The organism is Rubellimicrobium mesophilum DSM 19309 (assembly GCF_000600335.2).
Taxonomy (GTDB): domain Bacteria; phylum Pseudomonadota; class Alphaproteobacteria; order Rhodobacterales; family Rhodobacteraceae; genus Rubellimicrobium; species Rubellimicrobium mesophilum.
In genome coordinates this window covers 1-22,922 of record NZ_KK088609.1, presented here as the reverse complement: position 1 = coordinate 22,922, position 22,922 = coordinate 1, and the positions used below count along the sequence as shown (strand labels likewise).

The window sequence follows — 22,922 nt, the reverse complement described above, 5'->3', positions numbered from 1 at the left end:
GGGCCAAGGGCGGCCAAGCCTGCTCCCCCTTTGGTGCGGCATAGATCGGGGCGAGATGGCGGTCGATCTCCGCCCAGTCGATCAGACTGGCAATCTCATCGAGGGATCCGGACCGGCGGCCCCGGTCCGCCTCACGCCTCAGCTGGTCCTGCCCGATCCGACGCCGCGCCATGGCCGCCCCCCTGTCCGGAGACGACGCATGGAATCACGTCCGCAGAACGCGTTCAAAGCCTTTCGCGCACAGGTCTCTTAGTAGAGGTGGAGCGCCGAAGGGATGTGGGCCGGGAGCGGGGTGCCCCGCAGGACGGCCCCCGCCGTCTCGATGGCCGCCGCGAGGGCGCGATCCGAGATCGGCTTGTGCAGGCAGCCCAGGGCAAGGCCGCGCCCCCTCTCGGTCGGGCAGTTGCCCGTCGCGAAGAGCACCGGCACGCCCCTCTCCTTGAGCGCGGCCGCCACGTCGAGGCCGCTCGTCCCCTGCGCGAGCTGGATGTCCACGAGGGCGAGGTCCGGCTTCTCGGACTCGGCGGCGGCCAGGGCCGAGGGCAGGTCGTCGGCCTGCCCCACGGGCTCGTGGCCGGCCATGGCCAGCATCCCCTCGATCTCCAGCGCGACCAGGGCTTCGTCCTCGACGATCAGGATGCGCAGGGCATCGCTCCTCGGGGCGGTCCTGAAGGCTCGCATCGGCATCTCGTTACTCCTTCACCTCCAGCGGAAGGTCGATCACGAAGCGGCAGCCGGGATCGCCCCTATCGGTCGACAGGCGCGCGCGCACCTGCCGGACCAGCGACGTGACGATCTTCATGCCCAGGCCTCCGGACCTCAGCGGGTCGAACCCCTCCGGCAGACCAACGCCGTCATCGGCGACTTCGATCCGGGCGCCCTTCGGAGTCCGCCGGAGTGCGACCTTCAGGCATCCCTCGGCGCGGCCCGCGAAGGCATACTTCACGGCATTGGTGACGAGCTCGCTGATGACCAGCGCCAGCGGCACCGCCTGGGTGAGCCGCAGGACGAGGTCGGGGGCGAGGTCGGCCTCGAGCCGCACCCGTTCCTCGGCGCCGAGCGCCCGCAGCGTCTCGGCGGCCATGTCGCGGAGGTATTCGCCGAAGTCCACGCGGTCGTGCTGGCTCGTGGAGTAGAGCCGCTGGTGCATGCTGGCCACCACCGACAGGCGGCCGCGCGCTTCCATCAACCCCTGGCGAAGCGCGGGGTCCCTGGCCTGGGCCGCCTGCAGCATCAGGAGCGAGGTCACGAGCTGGAGGCTGTTCTTCACGCGGTGGTTCACCTCGTGGAGGAGCACCTCCTTGGCGGACAGGGCCTCGGCCAGCTCGGCCTCGATGCGCTTCTGGTCCTCGATGTCGGTGCAGGTCCCCATCCAGCGCACGATGGTCCCAGCCTCGTCGCGCACGGGAAGGGCGCGCCCGAGCACCCAGCGGTATTGGCCCGAGCTGTGGCGCAGGCGGTACTCGATCTCGTAGGGGTCGCCGGTCGCGAGGGAATGGCGCCACTTCCCCCAGGCGCGGTCCTGGTCCTCGGGATGGAACATCCCGTTCCAGCCCTGGCCATCGGTCGAGCCGTAGGGCACGCCCGTGAACTCGTACCAGCGGTCGTTGTAGAAGTCGTGGTAGCCGTCCGGGCGGGTGGACCAGACCATCTGCGGCATGGCGTTCGCGATGGTGCGGAACTTGGCCTCGCTCTCGGCCAGGGCGGCGCGGGCGGTCCATTCGACGGCGATGCCCCGCGCCTCGAGGAGGGTGCCCACGATCTTCGAGGACTCGTCCCGGATGGGAGAGGCGGTGAAGGCCACCGGGTAGAAGCGGCCGTCCCTGTGGACGAACACCTCCTCGCCCTGCGTCTGGACGTCCTCGGGGTAGGCCCGGTCGATGGGGCACTCCTCGCGGGGATAGGCGCTCCCGTCGGGGCGCCGGTGGTGCACGATGTCGTGCAGGGGCTGCGCCCGAAGCTCGTCGAGGGAGTAGCCCGTCAGCCGCTCGGCCGCCGCGTTCGCGTAGGTGCAGTGCTGATGCTCGTCCAGAACGAACACGGCCATCGTCGTGTTGCTGAGCACCGCGTCGAGCCGCCGCGAGGTCGCGCGCAGCCGTTCCTCGATCCGGCGCCGCGCCTCCCGCGCGACCTCCCGGTCGGTCACGTCGCGGTAGAAGACGGCGATGTCCCCATCCACGGGGTAGGTGCGCACTTCCAGCCAGGCGTCGAGCGGGTCGGAGCCGCGGTGGTACACGACCTCGCCCGGCTCGCGCGCCTCGAGAGCGCGCCGGTAGAGCGGCCAGACCGGGCCTTCGTCGGCCCCGGGCCAGACCTCGAGGACATGGCGGCCCACGATCTCCTCGGCCGGCCGGCCGGCGATACGCAGGCCCTCGGCGTTGATCTGCTTGATCCGGAGGTCCCGGTCCAGGACGAGGAAGCCCTCGTTCATGTTCTCGACGATCGTGGCCGCCTCGCGCAGCCGCTCCTCGGCCCGGCGCTGCTCCGTGATGTCGCGCGAGATGGAGAGGAGCTTCTCGGGCCGGCCCTCGGCGTCGGCGATGGAGGTGACCACCACGTCCCAGAACTTGGGCGTCCCCTTGAGGGTCGCGGCCGCGGACTGGAAGCGACCGGTCCCGCCCAGCCTGGCCTCCTCGATGGCGGCCAGCGCCGCCTCCCGTCCGTCCCCGGCCCAGAAGTCGGGCCAGTAGGCGTTGCGGATCAGGGCGAAATCGTCGACCTCCATGACGCACATCCCGCCCGAGCTCATGCTCTCGAGCCGCGCGTCGAGCGACAGCACCTTGATGCAGTCGCCGGAGCTGCCGAGGATGCGGCGGTTGAACTCCAGCGCCGCCCGCAGCGCCTCTTCGGCCCGCTTCGCCTGGGTGATGTCGGTGGCCACGCCGATCAGGCCGGTGACGGTCCCGTCCTCGTCGCGCATCGGCGACTTGGTCGAACGGAAGATGCGCGTGGTCCCGTCCGGCGAGGTGAAGCGCTCCTCGATGACGCGCGTCTCGCCGGCCGCCATGACCTCGGCATCCGCCGCCATGATGGCCTCCGCCTCGGCGCGGTCGCCATGCCAGTCCAGCTCGCCGCGGCCCAGCACCTCGGCGGCGTCCCGGCCGATGGCCCGCAGCGTCGCGGGGTTGGCATAGAGCATCCGGCCCTGGCGGTCCTTGACGAAGATGAGGTCGGGCGTAGTCTCCCCCACGGCCGAGAGAAGCGCGGTGGCGCGCCGCTCCTCCTCCTCGGCCCGCTTCCGGCTGGTGATCTCCACGAAGGTGACGAGGACCCCGTCCGCGACCCCCTCGCCGTCCCGGTAGGGCAGCACGCGGCGGAGGAACCACCGGCCGTCCGCGTGGCGGGCCACGTGCTCCAGGGGCTCGGCCTCGGCGGCCACGCCCTCGAAGGGCGGCACGTCGGGGAGGTCGCGCAGGCGGGTCCGCAGCTCGTCCAGGGGGCGGCCGATGTCGGCGGGGCGCAGGTTGTAGATCTCGGTCGCCGCCGGGGTGAAGGTCCGCACCAGCCCCTCGCGGTCGAGGAACACGGTCGCGATCTGCGTCGAGCGCAGCAGGTTCTCGAGGTCCGAGTTGGCCTGCTCAAGCGACCGGTTCGCCGCCTGCACGTCCTCCTTGGAGGCCTCGAGCTCCTCGTTGGCGGACTGGAGCTCCTCGTTCATCGAGAGGAGCTCCTCGTTGGAGGACTTCAGCTCCTCGTTGGCGGCCTCCTGGTCCTGGACCGCGCGCTCGAGCTCCTCCCGCGCATGGGTGAGCTCGCGCTCCAGGCTCTCGACGACGGCCTCGGCGTCGGGCCGCGCGGCGCCGGGATCGGCCGAGGTCCGGGTCGCGCTGCCCAGGTCCTCGAAGACGAGCATGTAGAGCCCCTCGCCATGGCCGAGCTCGGGCATCGGCTGGGCGGTGACGCGGACCCGCGCCAGGCCTTCGGCGGTCTGGACGGCGGGGAGCTCGTGCACCACGGTCCGACGCCGCTGGACGGATTCGGAGAAGGCGCCGCGCAGCCCCGCCGAGAGGCCGCGCCGGGCCATGCGCGTGATGCTGCCGCTGAAGCTGCCGACCGGAGGCTGGAGATACTTGTCCACGCCCTCGCCGAGGTGAACGACGAGCCCCTGGTCCGAGACGATGGCGTAGCGGGGCGCGAACTCGGTCAGGAGGATGCGCTGCGCGATGGCGCCGAGGTCCGGTTCGGCCATCTGGTCGGGGCTGCGGGAGGCCGGCACGAGGTGGCCGCCGAAGTCGCGCAGGCTCCCCGGGGCTCCGCCGCCCGCCTCCTTGCGCTGGGCGAGGCGGCTCTTGGCGTCCAGGCTGCGGAAGAGCTCGCCCTGGCCGGCGAGGCTCTCGGACGACCCGAGGAAGAGATAGCCTCCCGGCTTCAGCGCGTAGTGGAAGACCGGGAACAGCTTCTTCTGGAGATGCGGCCCCATGTAGATGAGGAGGTTGCGGCACGAGATCAGGTCGAGCCGCGAGAAGGGCGGGTCCGACACGAGGTTGTGCGCCGTGAAGAGGCACATCTCGCGCAGCTCGGGCGAGACCTGCCAGCGGCGGCCCTTCCTGACGAAGAACCGCGCGAGGCGCTCCGGGCCCACCTGCGCGGCGATGCCCTGGGGGTAGCTCCCCCTCCGCGCGGTGGCGAGCGCCCGGTCGTCGATGTCGGTGGCGAAGATCTGCGTGCGGGGCGGCGACGGGAGCCCGTCCGCGACCTCGCGCACCAGCATGGCGATGGTGTAGGCCTCCTCGCCGGTGGCGCAGCCCGGCACCCAGATGCGCAGCTCGTCGCCGGCGGACCGCCCCGCGAGGAGGGGCCTCAGCACCTTGGCGGCGAGCGCCTCGAAGGCCTCGGGGTCGCGGAAGAAGCTCGTGACCCCGATCAGCAGCTCGCGGAAGAGCGTGCGAACCTCGCCCTCGTCCTGGGCCAGGCGGTCGAGGTAGTCGCCGACCTCGGCGACCCGGAGCACCTGCATCCGCCTCTCCAGGCGGCGCACCAGCGTGGTCGCCTTGTAGTGGCGGAAATCGTTGCCGGTGACGCGCTTCAGGGCGTCGCAGACCTGGGGCAAGGTCGCATGGATCTCGCGCTGGCGCGCTATGCCGGCCGCGCCGTCCGGCAGGCGGCGGACGTGCGACGCATAGCCCAGCAGCGTGCGCGCGATCTCGTCGGGGGAGAGGACATGGTCGCAGGCGCCGCTGGAGACCGCGCTGCCCGGCATCTCGGCCTGGGAGGCCGTCTCGGGGGTCTGCGCCATGGCGAGCCCCCCGGCGGCCCGGACGACCTCGAGCCCGAGGGCGCCGTCCGAGCCCGAGCCGGAGAGGACGATGCCGACCGCGCAGGGCCCGGCCGCCTCGGCCAGCGCCCGGAAGAAGAGGTCGATGACCGTGCGGCGCTCGATGGCGCTGCGGACGGGCCGCAGGACGAAGCGGCCCTCCCGGATCCTGACGAGGTGGCCGCCCGGGGCGACGTGCAGCCGGTCCGGCAGCGCCGGCTCGCCGTCGACGGCCAGGACGACGGGCATGGGGCTGACGGGCCGCAGCGCGTCGAGCAGGAGGCCGTCCTCCCCCGGTGCCACATGCTGGACGAGGACGAAGGCCATGCCGTTCCGGGCGGGGAGCTCCGACAGCAGGGTCTTGAGCGCCTGGAGCCCGCCCGCGGACGACCCGATGCCGACCACGAGGTGGCGATCCGAGGAGGGCGTCCCCGCCTTGGCCGCGTTGTCGAAGGACACGTTCATGGCAGGCGGCCTAGCATGGCCGGCTCCGCCGCCTCAATCGGCTTGTCGCGGCAAGCCACGGGGCAGCCGCCCCGGCGGAGGCGGCTACTTGCGCCGCGAGGGCCGGCGGCCGGATGGACCCCTTCGGCAGGGAGGGTCGGACGCCTCACGGATAGCGGACCGGCTCGGGTTCGGGCTCGGGAAGCGGGATGAACTCGGGGTCGCCCGGCACCGTGTCGAAGCGCGCGGCCTTCCAGTCGGCCTTGGCCTGCTCGATGCGGTCCTTGCGCGAGGACACGAAGTTCCACCAGATGATACGCGGCCCGTCCATGGGCTCGCCCCCCAGCATCATGAAGCGCGCATCGGTGCGGGCGCGGATCGTGATGCGGTCGCCGGGGCGGAACACGAGGAGCTGCATGGGCCCGAAGGCGTCGCCGGCGATCTCCACCTCGCCCGAGACCGTGTAGATCGCCCGCTCTTCGTAGTTGGGGTCGAGAGGGATGCTCCGGCCCGCCGCAAGCGTGACGTCCGCGTAGAAGAGCGGGCTCGAGGTCCGCACGGGGGAGCTGGCGCCCAGCACGGACCCGGCGATGACGCGCACGGTCGTCCCGTCGCCCGTGAGCACGGGCATCTGCCCCGCGTCGTAATGGACGAAGTCGGGTGTCCTCTCCTCGTCGCGGGCGGAGAGGGCGACCCAGCTCTGGAGTCCGAAGAGCCGGGGGCCCGTGGCGCGGAGCTGCGAGGCCGTCCTCTCCGAATGCACGATGCCGCGCCCGGCGGTCATCCAGTTGAGCTCGCCGGGCCGGATCGGCAGCTCGGTCCCGAGCGAGTCCCGATGCATGATCTCGCCGTCGAACAGGTAGGTGACGGTCGAAAGCCCGATATGCGGGTGGGGCCGGACGTCGAGCCCGTCGCCGAGCCGGAACTCCGCCGGGCCCATCTGGTCGAAGAAGATGAAGGGGCCGACCATCTGCCGCCTGGCCGAGGGCAGGGCGCGCCGCACCTCGAAGCCGCCCAGGTCCCGGGCGCGCGGCACGATGACCGTCTCGATGGCGTCGCAGGCGAAGGCGTCGCCGGGTCGCGGATCGTCGCTAGGCTGCCAGCTCATCCTGCCCCTCCCCGGGCCATGGTCCGATGCCTTGCGTCAACCTAGCGCGGCACCGGCGGTCTCAAGGCCGATCGGCCGGTTCGGCACGATCCTGAGCGGGGGCGCAGGGCGTCCCGTGTCCCGGACGGCGGGCGCACGGCTCTGGGCCGCCTGCTGGTCGCGCAGGCGCGCACGGTTGTCGGCGAGGACGGCGCCCTCTCCGAAGAGCGGACCCGGGAGCGCCTCCGCGCCTCCCTCGACGGCTTCATGGCCTTCGTGGCGTCGGATGGGGCACGCGGAAGCCGTGATGAGGACATCCCGCGAGGGATCCGGCCCGCCCCCTAGGGTCCGCGCCGCCGCAGCTTCGGACGGGAGCGACGCACGAGTCTTGACGTCGCGGACCCCGGTGTCGGAAGGTCGGACAAGGTCGGAAGGTCGGCAGCGCCGGGGACCAGGCCGCCGAGGAGCATCGCGACGAAGGGGGAAGGGGTGTCGGCAGGCGATCCCTCGAGACACCGCGGGAAGCCGCCCGACAGGCCCTGCCACCGGCCGCGAGTGGTCGGATGACCGAGGTCGCTCGGCCGCTGTCCGCGAGTCCCGAAGGCCGCGCCTCCATCCTCCTCGCGCTCGAGGACCGGATGCGGCATCTGACCGATCCGACGGCCGTGCTGGGCGCCGCCGCCGAGGTGCTGGGTCGCACCCTGGGGGCCGACCATGTCCGGCTGGAGCTGACCGGCGAGGAGGCGGCACCCCCGGGCCCGGTCGCGGACTGGCCGGCGCCGGAAGCCGGTGGCGGCCTGTCCTGGCCGCCCGCCGGAGCGGAGCTCCGCCCGGCCCGCCTGCGCGGGGACCTGGCGCCGGTGGCGACCGGGGCGGCCGACGACCTCCGGGCGCTCCTGCCGGCAGGGATGGCGGAGGCTCTCCTTCGCGTGCCGGTGCGCCGCCGTGATCGGACGGTGGCGCTTCTCCTCGTCGGCCAAGCCTCCCCGCGGGCCTGGACCGAGCCCGAGATCGCCTTGGCCGAGGATATCGCCGAAAGGGTCTGGGCTGCGGTGGAGCGGACACGGACCGAGGCGCGGCTGCGCCTGGAGGAGGCTCGCGCCGCCGCCCGCGCCGAGGAGATCGCGGCCCTGTACGCGAGCGCCCCGATCGGCCTCTGCGCGCTGGATCGCGAGGGTCGTTACCTCCGCATCAACGACATCCTGGCCGCCAGCAACGGCCTCCCCGCGGCCGACCACATCGGCAGGCGGGTGAGGGACGTGCTGCCGAGCCTCGCCGACCAGATCGAGGCGGTGCTGGCCCGGGTGCTCGCGGGGGAGGAGCTTCGCGAGGTCGAGCTCTCGAGCACGACCGCCGGGCAGCCCGGCATCCTGCGCTCCTGGCGCGAGACCTGGGCGCCCCTGCGCGACCCGGACGGCCGGATCACGGGCGTGACGGTTCTGGTCGAGGAGGTCACGCCACTCCGGGCGGCCGCACGGCGCCAGGCCTACCTGCTGCGGCTGGAGGACCGGCTCCGCTCGGCACCCGGCGCGCGGGAGGCGCTGGACGCGGCCTGCGAGGTGCTGGGCCGCGAGTTGGGCGTCGCTCTGGTGGGCTTCAGCACGCTCGAGGAGGCCGACGGAGGCGGCCTGGTGGCCAACGAGTGGCGGGCCGGGGCCACGCGCAGCGCGCTGGGTCGTCATCGGCTGGCCGACTGTGGCGAGGCGCGGATGGTCCCGCTGCTGGCGGGCGAGACGGTGGTGGTCGAGGATGCCGCCCGCGACTCCCGGATCGCCGATCCTGCGTGCTACGCAGCGCTGGGCGTCCAGGCCTCGGTGGACGTGCCGCTCGTCCGCGATGGCCGGGTCCGGGGCTTCCTCTTCGTGGCCGACGCCCGTCCGCGCATCTGGACCTCCGAGGAGATCGCCCTGGTCCGCGAGACGGCCGAGCGCGCCCGGGAGGCGGCGGAGCGCGCCCGAGCCGAGGCCGAGCTGCGCGAGAGCGAGGCGCGCTTCCGCCAGATGGCCGAGACCATCCGCGAGGTCTTCTACGTCCTCGAGGTGGACGAGCGCCGCATGAGCTATGTCAGCCCCGCCTACGAGGAGGTCTGGGGACGGCCGCTTTCGGAGATCTACGACGATGCGCAGACCTTCGTGGCCTCCATCCATCCCGACGACCTCCCCCAGGTCCAGGCGAACCTGCAGCGGCTCTGGACCGGCGAGGCGGTCGACGGCGAGTACCGGCTCCTGAGGCCGGATGGATCGGTGCGCCACATCCATGATCGCGCCTTCGTGACGGCCGATCCGGTCTCGGGCCGCCGGCGCGCCATCGGCCTCGCCGCCGACGTCACCGAGCGGCGGCGCATCGAGGAGCGTCTGCAGATGGCCACCGGCGCGGCCGACCTGGGGGTGTTCGACGTCAACCTCGTCACGCTCGACATGGAATGGGACGCGCGCCAGCGCGAGCTTTGGGGCGTGGGCCCTGGAGCGGTCATCACGGACGAGATCTTCCAGGCGGGCGTGCATCCCAAGGATCGCCCGATCATGCAGGCCGCCGTGGCAAGGGCGCTCGATCCGGCCGGGGATGGCAGCTATCGGGCCGAATACCGCATTTGCCCGCTCGACGGGGGCGCGGAGCGCTGGATCGCCGCGATGGGCCGCGCCCATTTCGAGGGCCGGCCGCGCCGTCCGCCTGATCGGGACCGTCCAGGACATCACGGAGCGCAAGGCGGCCGAGGCGGCCATCGCCGAAAGCGAGGCCCGCTTCCGCGCGCTCGCGGCGACCGTGCCGGCGCTGATCTTCGTGCTGGATGCCGAGGGCTCGACCACCTACGTCAACGAGCGCTACGGCGACTATACGGGGCTCGACGAGTCCGGGCTCCTGGGCACCGGCTGGCAGGCCGTGGTCCATCCGGACGATGCGGCGCAGGTCGCCAAGGCCTGGCGGGAGAGCCTTTCCGCCGGGCGCGACTATACCGTGGAGGGCCGCCTTCGCCGGGCGGATGGGGCCTGGCGCTGGCATCTCGCGCGGGGCAACCCCGTGCGCGACGCGGCGGGCCACATCGTCCAGTGGGTCGGCACCGCCACCGACATCGACGAGATGGTCGAGGCGCGCGATGCCCTGGCCGCGAGCCGCCTCGAGATCGAGCGCGCCAACGCCGCGCTGGAGGCGCGCGTGGCCGAGCGCACGGCCTCGCTCGTTCAGGCCAACGCCCTCCTGGCCGCCGAGATCGAGCGGCGGGAGGCGGCGCAGGCGGCCCTGGTGCAGGCCCAGAAGCTCGAGGCCGTGGGCCAGCTCACCTCCGGCATCGCGCACGACTTCAACAACGTCATCGCCGCCATCGCCGGCGGCTTCTCGGTGATCGAGCGCCGGACCCAGGACCCGCGCCTGATCGAGGTCGCCCGCCACGGCGCCAAGGCCGCCGAGCGGGGCGGCCTGCTGGTCAAGCAGCTCCTGGCCTTCGCGCGGCAGCAGGTGCTCGCCCCGCAGGCCTGCGACCTAGGCGCGCTTCTGCGCGAGGCCGAGCCATTGATCGCCCGCTCGCTCGGCCCCGGCATCGAGCTCTCCATCGACTGTCCTGGGGACCTGGGCGAGGTCCGCATCGACCCCGTCCAGCTCGAGGCGGCTCTCATCAACCTCGCGGTGAATGCGCACGACGCGATGGAGGGCGGTGGGCGCCTTGGCATCGTGGCGCGGGCCAGCGCCTCCGGGGAGCCGGGCCGACCGCCCGAGCTGGGCGCCGAGCCCGTCGTCGCCATCGCCGTCGCCGACACGGGCAGCGGCATCCACCCCGACCTGCTGCCCCGCGTGGTCGAGCCCTTCTTCACCACCAAGCCGCCGGGCCGGGGCACGGGGCTGGGCCTCGCGATGGTGCACGGCTTCGTCCACCAGTCGGGCGGCGCCCTCCGCATCGCGAGCCGCGAGGGCGAGGGAACCGTGGTGACGCTCTACCTGCCCCGGGCCGGCGAGGCGCGGCCCCAGGCCTTGTCCCCGCTCCGATCCGAAGCGGCGCCCCTCGCGGCCGGGCGCAGGGTGCTCCTGGTGGACGATGACGCCGATGTCCGGGGCGTCACGGCCGCCCAGCTCTCGGACCTGGGCTGCGAGGTCGTCGAGGCCGGAAGCGCCGAGGAGGCCCTGGCGCGGCTGGACGCGGATCCCGACCTCGACGCCGTGCTGAGCGACGTGGTCATGCCCGGCCTGGATGGCGTCGCGCTCGCCGCCGCGATCCGCGCGCGTCGCCCCAGCCTGCCCATCCTCCTGATGACCGGCCACGCCGACCGGGCGCGGCTCGCCGGCGAGGTGGTGCTCGACAAGCCCTTCACCCCGCAGGCGCTGGCCTCCGCCCTGGCGGACCGGATCGGGCCGTCCAGCCCCTAGGCGCGGGGGTCCGGCGCGGCGCCAGGGCGGCGGCGCAGCGTGTCTCCCGGCTCGATGGTCGGGGTGAGCTCCACCCTCTCGGCCCCGGGCAGGGAAGGGTCGGCCCGGCGCGCGGCGACGATGGCGGCGGCGCGGAGGCCGATCTCGCGCCGGCAGGCGTCCATGGTGGCGAGGCGGCGCGGCAGCCCGTCCAGGAGCTCGATCCGGTTGAATCCCGCCAAGCCCACCCGGTCGGGGATCGCCACGCCCTTCCCGAGGAGCCACAGCAGGCCCCCGGCGCCGATCATGTCGTTGGAGTAGTAGAGGAAGTCGAGGTCCGGGCTCCGAGCGAGGATCGCCTGCGTCATCTCGCGCCCCTTGAGGAGAGCCGAGCCTCCTTCGTAGAACTCCTGGTCCTCGATCCCGACCCCCGCCTCCGCGAGGCGCGCCCGGAACCCCTCGAGCCTCTTCCTCGCCCGGTAGTCGAGCGGCATCTTGGTGCCCAGGAAGCCGATCCGCCGGTAGCCGGCCGCGAGGATCGCGTCGGCCATCTCGCGTCCGGCGCGGACATGCGAGATGCCCACCACCGCGTCGATGGCCTCGCCGTCCACGTCCATGATCTCGACCACGGGGACCCCTGCCCGCGCCAGCATGGCGCGCGAGGCCTCCGAATGCTCCAGCCCCGCGACGATCACCCCCGAGGGGCGCCAGGACAGCATCTCGAAGAGGGCCTTCTCCTCGCGCTCGGGCAGGTAGTCGGTGAAGCCCACGACCGGCTGGAGCCCGCTGCCCTCCAACCCTTCCGAGATGCCCGACAGGACCTCCGGAAAGACCATGTTGCCCAGGGAGGGGATCACCACGGCGACGAGGTTCACGCGGTTGGAGGCCAGCGCCCCGGCGATGCGGTTGGGGACGTAGCCCAGTCGGCTCGCCGCCTCCTGCACGCGCGCCCGCGTCGCCTCGGACACGTCGCCCAGGCCCCGCAGGACCCGGCTCACCGTCATCTCGGAGACCCCGGAGGCTTCGGACACGTCGCGCAGGGTGAGCGGTCGTTTGGGAGTCTTGGACAAGCGGGCACTCTCCGGCCGGGGCATGACCCTGTTATGCCGTGCCCCGGGCCGCACTGCCAGCCCGCCGGGCCCCATGGCGGCCTCCGGCGTTGACCTCGGGCCCCGGAGCCGTCATGGAGGGGCCGAGGCCCCGTAGCTCAGGGGATAGAGCGGCCGCCTCCTAAGCGGCAGGTCGATGGTTCGAATCCATCCGGGGTCACCACTCAATCCTTTCTCTTCCCTATTGTGCGGTTTGGGGCGGTATTCCTGGCCTTTGCCCGAGGGTTGCGAGGGCTCGTCTCCCTCTGAGACGACGACAGCCACCCTCATGGCCTTCACCCTTCGCCTTTGTCTCTGCGCGCTTTGAGCGGCGGTTGGGTTTCGCCAGGAGTCCCTGTTTACAGGGAATCTACAGGGAAGATTGCGATTTCTGGCCACCTTCGAGCGTCTCGGCCTCTGGATAGCCCAGCAATCCTGGCAGCTTACAGGAAGATTCCCTGTGCACGGGAACAGGGAGCCGTTCCACGTGGAGCAGGGACATCTCGGAGCGGAACAGGGACGGGCGCAGATCGAACAGGGAGGATGTCGGCGGGTCTCGTGAGAGAGGTCGATCGGGTCTCGTGGGATCGCACCCTGATCCTTGAGCGGAGGCGCCCTCTCGGCGAGCTGGTCGGTCGCAGGGGATCCGAGCCGACTTGTCGCGAAGAATCAGCATCGGGGCAAGTTCGGCTCCTGGGCTCCCAGCTTCGGGGTCATTCGCCGCGTGTCGGCTTCGCCGAGGCTGAGCCTGTCGTGCCGACTGGGCTCAGTCCATCATCCCATAGCTCCTCACCTGCTCGTCCCATCCGAGCGGCACGCCCGAGCGCACGAGGCGCTCGAGCGTGAGGTGCACGGGCTGGGTGCCCGCGAGGATGGCACCTTGGATCGCAGGCGCGAGAAAGGCGAGGCGCGCGCGGGAGGCGATGTAGGACTCGGACAGACCGACGCTGGCCGCGATCTCGGCCAGCGAGGCACCCTGGCGCAGACGCGCCACCCAGGTGTGAGCGCGGACGAGGGCGGTGACGAGGCTCGAGTCCGGCTCGGGCTCCGGAGTGCCGGCGACGAGGCGCAGTTCCACCCCGCGGCGGCGTAAGGTGAAAGGGGTGGTGACGCAGAGGAGCGCAGGCGCGAGGTCGGTGGCTGGGACGCCGAGCACGGCGGCCAACGCGCCTGCGTCGATCAGCAGGCTCAGGCGGCCCGGACTCACCTGTCCCGAAGCTGCAAGACAGCGCAGCAGGTCGTCGCGCGTCGACGAGCCCGGCTCGCTCGGCTGCGCCGCGTCGCTGGCCTGCTCATCGCGCAGGCCCCGCATCAGGTCCATGACAGTCTCCCTGAGCGCCGAGGTCCGATGAATGTCCGGCACCGCAAGCAGCGCGTGCCCTTCCGCCGCCCGCTCCAGGTGCTCGGCCAGCGCACCGGCGATCGCCCGCTCGAGCGGCCGGGGCCGGGCAGCCGCCAGCCTGAGCGGTCGGCGGGGCCGGCCAACAGACGGTGCGAGACGTAGTAGCGAATGCGCTGCCCGTCCTTCACGGTGTGGGTGGGGGTGAGCCGGTCACCAGTGTCGTCACGCAGCAGGCCAAGAAGGGCGGCGGACGAGCCGCGACCGCTGCCTTGGCGATCCCGCTGGTTCCCCCCGCTTGGCCGACCAACCGCACCCCTGGCGGCCGTCGAAGGATCGCTTCCCGCGACTTGGGCTGCGAGCCGTCCCCATTCCCCGCGCGGACGCGCCGTGCGCTCCTGCAGCCGGGCCTGCACTCGGTCCCAGATGGCTTGATCGACGAGGGCCGGGTGCAGCCCTGGGTGGACCTCGTCCTTGTGTCGGATGAGCCCGCGGTAGGTGGTGTTGGTCAGCAGATAGTGCAGCTGCCCGCGCGACAGCAGTCGGCCGCCCCGCGTGGTGCCGTTTGCGAAGGTCTGATGCTTCGAGCGGCAGCCCATCTCGGTGGCCGCTTGCTCCAGCTTCCTCAGACAGCCCAGCTCGTCATAGAGCCGGAACAGCGTGCGCACGATCTCCGCTTCGGCCGCGTTGATGACTAGCTCGCGCCTCTGCGGATCGGGGTGGCGGTCGTAGCCCAGGGGCACTGTGCCGCCCATCCACATGCCCTTCCTCTTGGACGCGGCGATCTTGTCGCGGATGCGCTCGGCCGTGACCTCCCGCTCGAACTGCGCAAACGAGAGGAGCACGTTCAGCGTGAGCCGTCCCATGCTGGAGGAGGTGTTGAAGGCCTGGGTGACCGAGACGAACGAGCAGCCCGCCTTCTCCAGCCGCTCGACCAGCTTCGCGAAGTCCGCGAGCGAGCGCGTGAGCCGGTCGATCTTGTAGACCACCACCATCTGCACCCGACCCGCATCGATGTCGGCGAGCAGGCGCTGGAGCGCCGGGCGCTCCAGGGTGCCGCCCGAGAGGCCGCCGTCGTCGTAGCGCTCGGGCAGCATCCGCCAGCCTTCGTGCCGCTGGCTGGCCACGTACGCCGCGCAGGCCTCCCGCTGCGCGTCGAGGCTGTTGAACTCCTGCCCGAGCCCCTCCTCGGAACTCTTGCGGGTGTAGATGGCGCAGCGGAGGACGGGCTTGTTGCTCATGCAGCCGTCCTCCTCGGTTTGGCCAGTGCAGTTCTCGCCGACGTGCTGCTCTCCTGCAGGCCGAAGAACCGCGGCCCCGACCAGTGCGCGCCGGTGATCGCCCGCGCGATGGCCGAGAGCGAGCGATGCCGCTCGCCGCGCCAGAGAAAGCCGCCCTCTACCACGTCCACCACATGCGTGACCCCATTCCACTCGCGCAGGAGCCGGCCGCCGGGCTTGAGCTTAGGCGAGGTGGCCGTCTCCATCTTACTCTTCCGGCCTCCCACCTGCGTCGCCGCGAGGCTCTCCAACCTCCGCTTCACGGCTGCGGGCAGCCCGCCCGCTGCGCGGGTCTGTAGCTCCCAAGCGAGGATGCGGCGCAGGAAAGGCCGGCTCAGGCGGGCTGGGGGCTCGCCGCCCAGCGTGGCAGCCCAGAGCGCCAGAAGCGCCTTCCGGTCCATGCCCTCTAGATCGGGAAGGCCGCTCATGGGGCGGGCGCCTCACTGGGGGCGGTGGGCCGCGCGTCGGACGTGGTCAGGCCGATGCCGTCGTGAACCGGGAGGATCCGGTACACCGTCCTGCCCGCGTCCGAGCGGCTCCGCTCAATCGCGAGTCCTGCCTGCCGCAAGCGCGTGAGGGCGGCTCGCACAGTGTGCGGCTGCCAGCCGGTGGCGGCCCTGAGGTCGGCAAGCGTGGCGCCCTCAGGCCGGGCAAGCAGGCGCTGGACATGGCCGGCCTTGGTCGGACGGCGGGTCGCTGGTTCGGGGGCGTCGGACACAGCGGCGTCCTCTGACCCGGGCTGGCTGAGGTCGGGCTTGGGGTTGGCGTCGGCGCCAACCAAGACAACACCCTCCAACAGTCCGGCTTGCCCCACCCTGGCCGGGGCGGCCCTCGTCTTCGGCTCCGGGGTGGTGCTTTGCGTCCGCGTCCTGGTCACTCTGTCTCTCCCGCCGCATAGAGCCGGCTCTGTGCCATGGCCCTGTACTGCCGCGGGCCCGGGACTCAGGGCCGGGCTCGCGACCAACACCGCTCTGCTGGCGCGGGAAGTCCAGTCCGATGAGGGTCAGCCATGCTATGTCTTGGGTGCAACTCCGCCTTTCTCGTCGAGATCTGGTGTGAGTCCTCTTGACGCAGGGCTCCCGGATCGGGTCTGCTTCTCTTCGGAGGGCGCTCCTCGTGTGGCGCCCCACCCCCGAAGGGGACCCTCTGAAGGACAAGTCTTAGGCCCCATCCCTCGGGCGGGCCGGACCTCCGGGAGGACCCGACGGTCTGTGGGTACCCCTTGTGCGGCGCCCCGAACCCGAGACTGACCGGCCCCTGTGGGGACACTGATCGGTGACGTCGGCCCCACCTCGTGGGCGGACAGGCGACAGGACGCACAGGGCGTTTGCGCTCCCCTTGGGAGAGCGCCCCGCTCCCGACCTTCCCCCGCGCCCCTGGGCGTCCCTGTTGTTGCGCGCTGCCGTTTGGCCCCGAGCGGCCCAGGAGCGCTCATTCTGGATCATCCCATGTCTCCCGAACTCGGTCACACCACGTCCATTCGCCCCGACCCTCTCCGCATCGAGCAGCTCGCCGTCTCGGCGCTGACGCCTTGGGCCCGCAATGCCCGCACGCACTCGAAGAAGCAGCTGAAGCAGCTCGCCCAGAGCATCGAGACCTTTGGCTGGACCAACCCCGTCCTGGTGGACGGGACGGGCACCATCCTTGCCGGCCACGGCCGGGTGGCGGCCGCGAAGCTCCTCGGCCTGACCTCTGTTCCGTGCGTCCGCCTTGAGCACATGACCCCGGCCCAGAAGCGCGCCTACGTGCTCGCCGACAACAAGCTTGCGCTCAACGCCGGCTGGGACGACCAGCTCCTGGGCGAAGAGCTCGCGCATCTGATGGGGCTCAGCTCCGAGGAGCTGGGCTTCGACCTCTCCGTCACCGGCTTCTCGATCGCCGAGGTGGACGGCCTCGTTGAGGGGCTCACCCCCGAGGAGCCCGGCGACCCTGCGGACGATCTGGTGCCCGAGCGGGCACCTCGGCGCGCCCGCCCGGGCGACGTGTGGCAGCTTGGGGCCCACCGCCTCATCTGCGGGGACGCGCTCCACCCGGCGGTGGTGGCGCTCCTTATGGAAGGGGAGCAGGCGCGCATGGTGTTCTCCGACCCGCCCTACAACGTGAGGATCGACGGGCACGTGCTGACCAGGAGCAAGGGGGGCGGCGCGAGCGGGGCGCCGCGCCACCCCGAGTTCGTCATGGCCTCGGGCGAGATGAGCCGGCCGGAGTTCACGGCCTTCCTGACCACTGCCTTCCAGAACATGGCCCATCACGCGGTGGACGGATCCATTCACTTCCTCTGCATGGACTGGCGGCACATGGCCGAGATGCTGGAAGCGGGGCAGGCGGTCTATGCCGAGCTCAAGAACCTGATCGTCTGGGCCAAGGACAACGGCGGTATGGGGAGCTTCTACCGCTCGCGCCACGAGCTCGTCTTCGCGTTCAAGAAGGGCACGGCTCCCCACGTGAACAGCTTCGAGCTGGGCCAGCACGGCCGCTACCGCACCAACGTCTGGGAGTACCGGGGCGTGAACACCCGGCGCGCGGGGCGGCTGGAGGAGCTCGCGCTCCACCCCACCTGCAAGCCCGTGCAGATGATCGCCGACGCCATCAAGGACGTGAGCGCCCGAGGTGAGATCGTGCTCGACCTCTTCGGCGGATCCGGCTCCACGCTGATCGCGGCCGAGAAGACGGGGCGGCGGGCGCGCCTCGCGGAGCTCGACCCGGTGTACTGCGACCGGATCCTGGCGCGCTGGGAGGCGCAGGCCCGCGACGAGGCGGAGTTGGTGGTCTGCGGGTGGGCGGCGCCCTCAGGTGCGCGGGCCGGCGATGTGGCGGCGGCCGGGCCGGCATTGTCCGTGGGCCGGGTGGAGGCGGCGCAATGAGCGGGCGCGACAAGGACGATCGGCAGCGGTCGGCTACCGGGGACGACGGCAGCCTTCCCTCCTTGCGTGGCGCCAAGCTGACCCGGCCCACAGCCTACGAGGTAGGCTACGGCAAGCCGCCCGGGGCGCACCGCTTCCAGAAGGGCCGGTCGGGGAACCCGAAGGGGCCCGGCCCCAAGGGCGCCAAGAACAAGAGCAAGATGCCTGCGCTCCACGAGGAGCGCCTGCAGCAGATCGTGCTGGAGGAGGCCTACCGCACCATCACCGTGCGGGACGGCGAGCGCGCGGTCACGGTACCCATGGCGCAGGCCATTATCCGCTCCATGGCGGTGAACGCGGCCAAGGGCCAGCACCGGGCGCAGCGGCTGTTCGCCGAGCTGCTCGTGGGCACCGAGACCGCCAACCGGCGCCGGCACGACGAGTTCCTGAACGCCGCCATGCAATACAAGGTCGAGTGGGAGCGCGAGCTCTGGCGCAGGGAGCGCCTTGGCATCACCGACCTGCCCCCACCCTTGCCGCATCCCGACCACGTGGTCATCGACATCCGGGCGGGCACTGCCCGCATCACCGGGCCAGCCACGCCCGAGGAGAAGGCCCTCTATGACCAAGTGGCCCGGGACAAGGCCGAGCTCGAGCGCAACATGGCCCGGCTCCGGCGACAGCTCAAACGCGAGACCGACCCCGAGGAGCAAGAGGACATCGAGCGGCACCTCCGGATTGGAGAGGAGGCGCTGCACAGGATGAAGCAGGCGCTGGGGGAGTGAAAGAATAGAGGCTGAGACTGGGCGGGTACCGCGTTTGCGGCCGCGCCCGGGACCCCGCAGGCTTTCTGGGGCGCCCTGGCTGAGAACCGGGCGCCCAAAGAGCATCACGGACTGCGTGAGACCTGCTCTCTTGTCCACCAAAGAAGGCCGATCTGAGAAGCACGGCGCAAACAAGCCGAAGCGTCCGAGTCGATTTGGATGAGGTCCTGCTGGTCCGAACACAGGGTCAGAGAGCTTGACGTCCACACTGGTCGAATTGGGTCCTAGACCCCGGCTGGACCGAGTCCAAAATATTCTTGGCCCACCCATCCGGACGTGGAAATGTGTCCGATGCCGAAGGCCACAGGGGTATACCCTATTTGACGCACTTGCGCCCAACATGCGAAGCATCCGACCCGATCGACCATTCGATCCTCTCGAGCTTGATAGGACCCGCGCGTTGGTTGCCCTAGCTGTGGCCAGAGTGGTAAGACCTGGGCGGTCAGGTATGACACAGGGGGTCGGGCTATGCAGCCTCAGCGGGTCAGGATCATCGAGGGAGGCAAGCTGATCATCCCGGCCAGCATGCGGAGGGAGCTCGGCATCGCGACGGGGGATACCGTGCTGGTCGACGTGGAGAACGGCGAGCTCCGGGTCCGGTCCCTTGCGAAGGCCATAGAGCGTGCCCAGGCCATCCTGCGACGCCATGTGCCCGAAGGGGTGTCCCTGGCCGACGAGTTGATCGCGGACCGTCGGCGTGAGGCCGAACGTGAGTAAGGCCATGGTCTTGGACTCCTCGGCGCTGCTCTGTCTCCTCAATGGCGAGGCCGGGGCCGAGCGCGTGGCCGAGGTATTGCCTTCGGCCGTGATCGGGGCCGTAAACCTCGCGGAGGTTGTGACCAAGCTGCGCGAGCGCGGCCTGAGTGCGGAGGAGGTCGAGGAAGCCCTGGGCGGGTTCAACCTTGACGTCCGGCCCTTCACGGCCGTCCAGGCCTACGCCACCGGGCACCTGCGGCAGGCGACGCGGTCGCAGGGGCTCTCTCTGGGCGACCGGGCCTGCTTGGCGCTGGCCGTGGAGCTTGGCGCCCCGGCTCTCACGGCTGACCAGGCCTGGGGCAAGGTGAACGCGGGGGCGGCCGTCGAGGTCATCCGGTAGGGCAGGGCACAGCACCGACCCGTGTCGAACAGCCGAACTAAAGCGGTTTGCCTTTGACCTGAATCGGGGCTGCTGGGGAGCTTGAGACTGTGATTCACTTCCTTTGGGGAGGTGGATCATGGGCCGACCTTACTCGATGGACCTCCGCGAGCGCCTCGTGGCCTATGTGGAGGCGGGCCACTCCTGCCGAGCGGCGGCGCGGGTGTTCGGGGTGAGTGCGAGCACGGCGGTGCGGCTGGCTGCGGCCCACCGGGAGCGCGGCGATGTCAGCCCCAAGCCGCAGGGCCGCGCTCCGGGAGCCGCAGGGAAGCTTGCTCCCCACAAGGCCTTTCTTCTGGAGATCGTTCAGGCCGAGCCGGACATCACGCTCGAGGAGCTGGCCGGGGCGCTGCGTGAGGCGCACGGGGTGAGGGTGCAGCTCTCGTCCCTGCATCGCGCTCTCCGGCGGGCCGGCACCTCATATAAAAAAGGGCTGGTCGCTCAGGAGCGCGACAGAGCTGACGTGCGGCACCGGCGCCAGGACTGGGTCCGCCGGCAGCGCTGGATGCGAGAATTCCCGCACCGCCTGGTGTTTCTGGACGAGACGTCCGTCAGGACCGGGCTCACGCGCCTGCGCGGCCGCTGCCCGAGAGGCGAGCGCCTCTACGGCTCTACACCCTTCGGCCGCTGGCACAGCCAGACCTTTGTGGCGGGCCTGACCTGCGATGAGCTGATCGCGCCTTGGATCATCCCGGGCGCCATGGATGGCGACGCCTTCGACACCTACGTCGAGACCCAACTCGCCCCCGTTCTCGCCCCGGGCACGGTGGTGATCCTCGACAACCTGTCCACGCACCGCAGCCCCCGCGCCGCAGCCAGTCTGCGCCAGCGCGGCTGCTGGTTCCTGTTCCTGCCCCCCTACAGTCCTGACCTCAACCCGATCGAGATGGCCTTCTCCAAGCTCAAGGCACACCTCCGCCGACGGGAGGCCAGAAGCTTCGAGCGCGTTCTCGAAGCCCTGGGCAGCATCTGCCATCTGTTCACGTCCACAGAGTGCCAGAACTACTTCCGAGCCGCCGGCTATGCGCCAGATTAAACGCAAACCGCTTTAGCTGGGGATGGCGGTAGGAATGTCTTTGTGATGCGGCCCGGCGACGGGACCGACCGGATTCTGGGCTTCGCGGACGGCGCCGAGACCGATGATCGGATCAACCTTTCAGCCTACCACCTTGGAGGCTTGGACGAGGTCCTATTCCAGGCGGACGGACGAGACGTCGTCCTGCGGCTGGGCAGCGACAGCCTGTGGCTGGCGGGCTACCTCCACGGCCATGCCCTGGGCGACCTCAGTGCGGACGACTTCATCTTCTAGGGTATGAATCCCGTGTTTTCGGCGTCCGAGAGGAGTCACGGGTGAGCGTCGCGTCCTGCGATTGCCGGGCCTGATCTGAGAAGCTGTCACTGCAATCCATTAAGGCGGAGCCTTGGCCACCTTGCGGAGGCGAGCCCCGTCGCTGCGCTAATGAGAGCAAGCTGGAAATGGATCGGCCCTGGCCCCTGTGCATATCGGACCGACCTTCAACTCCATGAGATGATTGGTGCTAGAGGAGTGCTTGGCGGTTTCGACTGGCGCTCTATATCGACGCGAAGCCTTGGAGCGGCCAACAATGCCGTCCGATCGGGTTGAGGCAAGTGAGGCCTCAGCCAGGGATCACGAAGGCCCCTTGGACGAGACGGTGACCAGCGGACGGGTTCCGGACACTTCGGCGACGGGGAACCGCAGGCGATGCTGGATTTGATCGGAGCGACCGGGAAGGCGCCTATGGGCCTTGGCCCGGTCAGCGACATGCTGCTCTGCCACGTCCTTTGCATCCCTATCGACATCCCCCTGGCTGCGTCAGCGACACAGAACCCCAGAGGATGCCATGCAGTTTCGTCTCTATAAACTGAGCCAGCCCGTCATCGACAACGGTTGGCTCATAGCGAATTGGGACAATCCCCTCTCCCCGATCCACGAGTGGCAGGCCGACAACGTGTTCAAGACCACGGATGGCGGCGTGGCGCTTAGGCTCGACAGGAGCGGCAGCAAGGAGCCCTACGCAGGCGGTCAGATCAGGTCCGAGGATGTCGACAAGCTCGGCACCTGGTCGTGGACCGCGCAAGCGCCCAAGATGGTCAACGGCGAAGTGTTCGGAATGTTCATGCGCGGTCACGAAGCAGGAACGGACCGCCCGCTGGAGTTCGATTGGGAGTTCGTCGGGAAGCTCGGTAACAGCAGGGTGAAGATCACTGCGCATATGGAGGACGCCGCCGGACATCACATCAAGAACTTCGGGTACGTGGACGTCGGTCTGGGGTTCGATGCCTCGAAAGGGTTCCACAGGTACGAGACGACGGTGACTGCGACTGAAGCGGTCTTCCGCGTCGATGGGAAGGTCGTTCAGACGATCGACCGGAGCGATATGCCCGGCGGCGTCTGGTATTCCGGGCCCATGCGCAGCTACGTGAACTTGTGGGCGACCGACCCCCAAAGAGCGGATTGGTCAGGCGTCTTCACCGGGGAGGGCCTTCCACTCACGGGGCATCTCCGACGAGCGGAGACGCCCGGCGTGGACTACAATCCACCGACGACCTCGATGAAGACCATAGGCACGGAGACCTCCGCAAGCATGGTGGCCGACGACATCCTCGTGGGCAGGGCAGGCGACGATAGCTTGAAAGGCGGGGTGGGGGACGACGTCATCAAGGGCCTTGCCGGTGACGACAGGCTCGGCGGCGGCGATGGGGCCGACCGGCTCCAGGGCGGCGGGGGTGCGGACATCCTGGATGCGGGGGTGGACGACGACCGGGACGCTTTCGTGTTCGGGCGCTCCGTCGGAGACGACAGGCTGGTCAACTTCGATCCCGGCGAGGACGTGATCCGGATGACGACCGACAGCGTCACGGGCCTCTCGCAAGAGGCCAGGGCGCACTCGCTCTGGACCTCTCGGTCCGGCGACGACGTGATAGTTCACGGCGACGTGGATGGGGACGCGGTTGCCGACTTCCAGGTCACGCTTCTGAACGTGGATCGGCTCACGGCCGACGATTTCGAGTTTGCCTGATACCCGGGCTTTGCCTCGGTTCCGATTGCACCGCAGTATCCGACCAAGACGAAGCCCGTCTGCGCGGCGCCCCCGGTCCTTCGTCCGGGAGCGCGCGCGTGTCGACCCTTGGGGTGGTCAGAGCAGGATGTCGCTGAGGTCCAGGGTATGGATGTTGTTGACCTGGATCTCGAAGTCGGCCTTGCCGTCGCCGGTGACGTCGCCCTTGAGGATGATGTTGGAGGAGTTGACCACCTCCCAGAGGGCGAAGGC

Annotated in this window: 16 protein-coding genes, 1 tRNA gene and 1 pseudogene; 10 read left to right on the top strand and 8 right to left on the bottom strand. The window is 70.6% G+C overall.

Annotation, left to right across the window (positions count from 1 at the left end; translation table 11 throughout):
• Window positions 1-249 precede the first annotated feature (249 nt).
• The 3 genes from RUMESO_RS19720 to RUMESO_RS19710 all read right to left on the bottom strand — a co-directional run bounded on the left by RUMESO_RS19720 (window position 250) and on the right by RUMESO_RS19710 (window position 6,806).
• Window positions 250-687 (bottom strand): response regulator, encoded by a 438-nt coding sequence (locus RUMESO_RS19720; RefSeq protein ID WP_051521526.1) that lies wholly within the window; start codon window positions 685-687, stop codon window positions 250-252.
• 4 nt (window positions 688-691) lie between these two features.
• A complete protein-coding gene (locus tag RUMESO_RS19715) occupies window positions 692-5,719 on the bottom strand; it encodes a PAS domain-containing protein (RefSeq protein ID WP_051521525.1) in 5,028 nt (1,675 codons plus the stop codon).
• Between the two features lie 145 nt (window positions 5,720-5,864).
• Window positions 5,865-6,806, bottom strand: coding sequence for a pirin family protein (locus RUMESO_RS19710; protein WP_037282766.1), 942 nt, complete (start codon window positions 6,804-6,806; stop codon window positions 5,865-5,867).
• Between the two features lie 542 nt (window positions 6,807-7,348).
• Here RUMESO_RS19710 and RUMESO_RS28685 point away from each other — a divergent pair.
• A pseudogene (locus RUMESO_RS28685) lies at window positions 7,349-9,373 on the top strand (PAS domain-containing protein); the annotation flags it as partial.
• Window positions 9,348-11,141 (top strand): PAS domain S-box protein, encoded by a 1,794-nt coding sequence (locus RUMESO_RS19700; RefSeq protein ID WP_051521524.1) that lies wholly within the window; start codon window positions 9,348-9,350, stop codon window positions 11,139-11,141. The pseudogene RUMESO_RS28685 and the gene RUMESO_RS19700, both read left to right, overlap by 26 nt.
• Here RUMESO_RS19700 and RUMESO_RS19695 read toward each other — a convergent pair.
• On the bottom strand, window positions 11,138-12,190 hold the full coding sequence (locus RUMESO_RS19695) for a LacI family DNA-binding transcriptional regulator (protein WP_037282760.1): 1,053 nt from the start codon (window positions 12,188-12,190) through the stop codon (window positions 11,138-11,140). The two genes, RUMESO_RS19700 and RUMESO_RS19695, sit on opposite strands and share 4 nt — an antisense overlap.
• A 126-nt stretch (window positions 12,191-12,316) precedes the next feature.
• On the opposite strand from RUMESO_RS19695, the gene RUMESO_RS19690 reads away from it, so the two are divergent.
• Window positions 12,317-12,392 (top strand) — tRNA-Arg (locus tag RUMESO_RS19690).
• 582 nt (window positions 12,393-12,974) lie between these two features.
• On the opposite strand, the gene RUMESO_RS24560 is transcribed toward RUMESO_RS19690, so the two are convergent.
• From RUMESO_RS24560 to RUMESO_RS28680, 4 genes are read right to left on the bottom strand one after another with little or no spacing between them, the layout of a single operon-like run.
• Window positions 12,975-13,529 carry a hypothetical protein gene (locus tag RUMESO_RS24560; RefSeq protein ID WP_082484357.1) on the bottom strand — a complete coding sequence of 185 codons (555 nt, stop codon included), beginning with the start codon at window positions 13,527-13,529 and terminating at the stop codon, window positions 12,975-12,977.
• The gene (locus tag RUMESO_RS19685; protein ID WP_082484353.1) at window positions 13,520-14,788 is read right to left on the bottom strand and encodes a recombinase family protein; all 1,269 of its coding nucleotides are present in this window, start codon (window positions 14,786-14,788) and stop codon (window positions 13,520-13,522) included. The genes RUMESO_RS24560 and RUMESO_RS19685 overlap by 10 nt, the downstream gene beginning before the upstream one ends.
• Window positions 14,785-15,255 carry a DUF2924 domain-containing protein gene (locus tag RUMESO_RS19680; RefSeq protein ID WP_051521522.1) on the bottom strand — a complete coding sequence of 157 codons (471 nt, stop codon included), beginning with the start codon at window positions 15,253-15,255 and terminating at the stop codon, window positions 14,785-14,787. The genes RUMESO_RS19685 and RUMESO_RS19680 overlap by 4 nt, the downstream gene beginning before the upstream one ends.
• Entirely contained in the window at window positions 15,252-15,545 is a 294-nt protein-coding gene (locus RUMESO_RS28680) for a DUF3489 domain-containing protein (protein WP_169791208.1), read from the bottom strand. Before RUMESO_RS28680 ends, RUMESO_RS19680 begins: the two co-directional genes overlap by 4 nt.
• A gap of 730 nt (window positions 15,546-16,275) precedes the next feature.
• Here RUMESO_RS28680 and RUMESO_RS19670 point away from each other — a divergent pair.
• The 7 genes from RUMESO_RS19670 (at window position 16,276) to RUMESO_RS26540 (ending at window position 22,670) form a co-directional block, all read left to right on the top strand.
• Complete coding sequence (locus RUMESO_RS19670; RefSeq protein ID WP_082484346.1) at window positions 16,276-17,691, top strand: site-specific DNA-methyltransferase; 1,416 nt, start codon at window positions 16,276-16,278, stop codon at window positions 17,689-17,691.
• Complete coding sequence (locus RUMESO_RS19665) at window positions 17,688-18,455, top strand: DUF5681 domain-containing protein (RefSeq protein ID WP_051521520.1); 768 nt, start codon at window positions 17,688-17,690, stop codon at window positions 18,453-18,455. Before RUMESO_RS19670 ends, RUMESO_RS19665 begins: the two co-directional genes overlap by 4 nt.
• A 507-nt stretch (window positions 18,456-18,962) precedes the next feature.
• On the top strand, window positions 18,963-19,211 hold the full coding sequence (locus RUMESO_RS19660; RefSeq protein ID WP_037282757.1) for an AbrB/MazE/SpoVT family DNA-binding domain-containing protein: 249 nt from the start codon (window positions 18,963-18,965) through the stop codon (window positions 19,209-19,211).
• 4 nt (window positions 19,212-19,215) lie between these two features.
• The gene (locus RUMESO_RS19655) at window positions 19,216-19,590 is read left to right on the top strand and encodes a type II toxin-antitoxin system VapC family toxin (RefSeq protein WP_037282754.1); all 375 of its coding nucleotides are present in this window, start codon (window positions 19,216-19,218) and stop codon (window positions 19,588-19,590) included.
• A 118-nt stretch (window positions 19,591-19,708) separates the two neighbouring features.
• Window positions 19,709-20,665, top strand: coding sequence for an IS630 family transposase (locus RUMESO_RS24555; protein ID WP_037282751.1), 957 nt, complete (start codon window positions 19,709-19,711; stop codon window positions 20,663-20,665).
• A gap of 45 nt (window positions 20,666-20,710) precedes the next feature.
• Window positions 20,711-20,938, top strand: a complete 228-nt coding sequence (locus RUMESO_RS19645; protein WP_037282749.1) for a hypothetical protein — start codon at window positions 20,711-20,713, stop codon at window positions 20,936-20,938.
• A 553-nt stretch (window positions 20,939-21,491) separates the two neighbouring features.
• Entirely contained in the window at window positions 21,492-22,670 is a 1,179-nt protein-coding gene (locus RUMESO_RS26540; protein ID WP_051521519.1) for a family 16 glycosylhydrolase, read from the top strand.
• The last annotated feature ends 252 nt before the right edge of the window (window positions 22,671-22,922 follow it).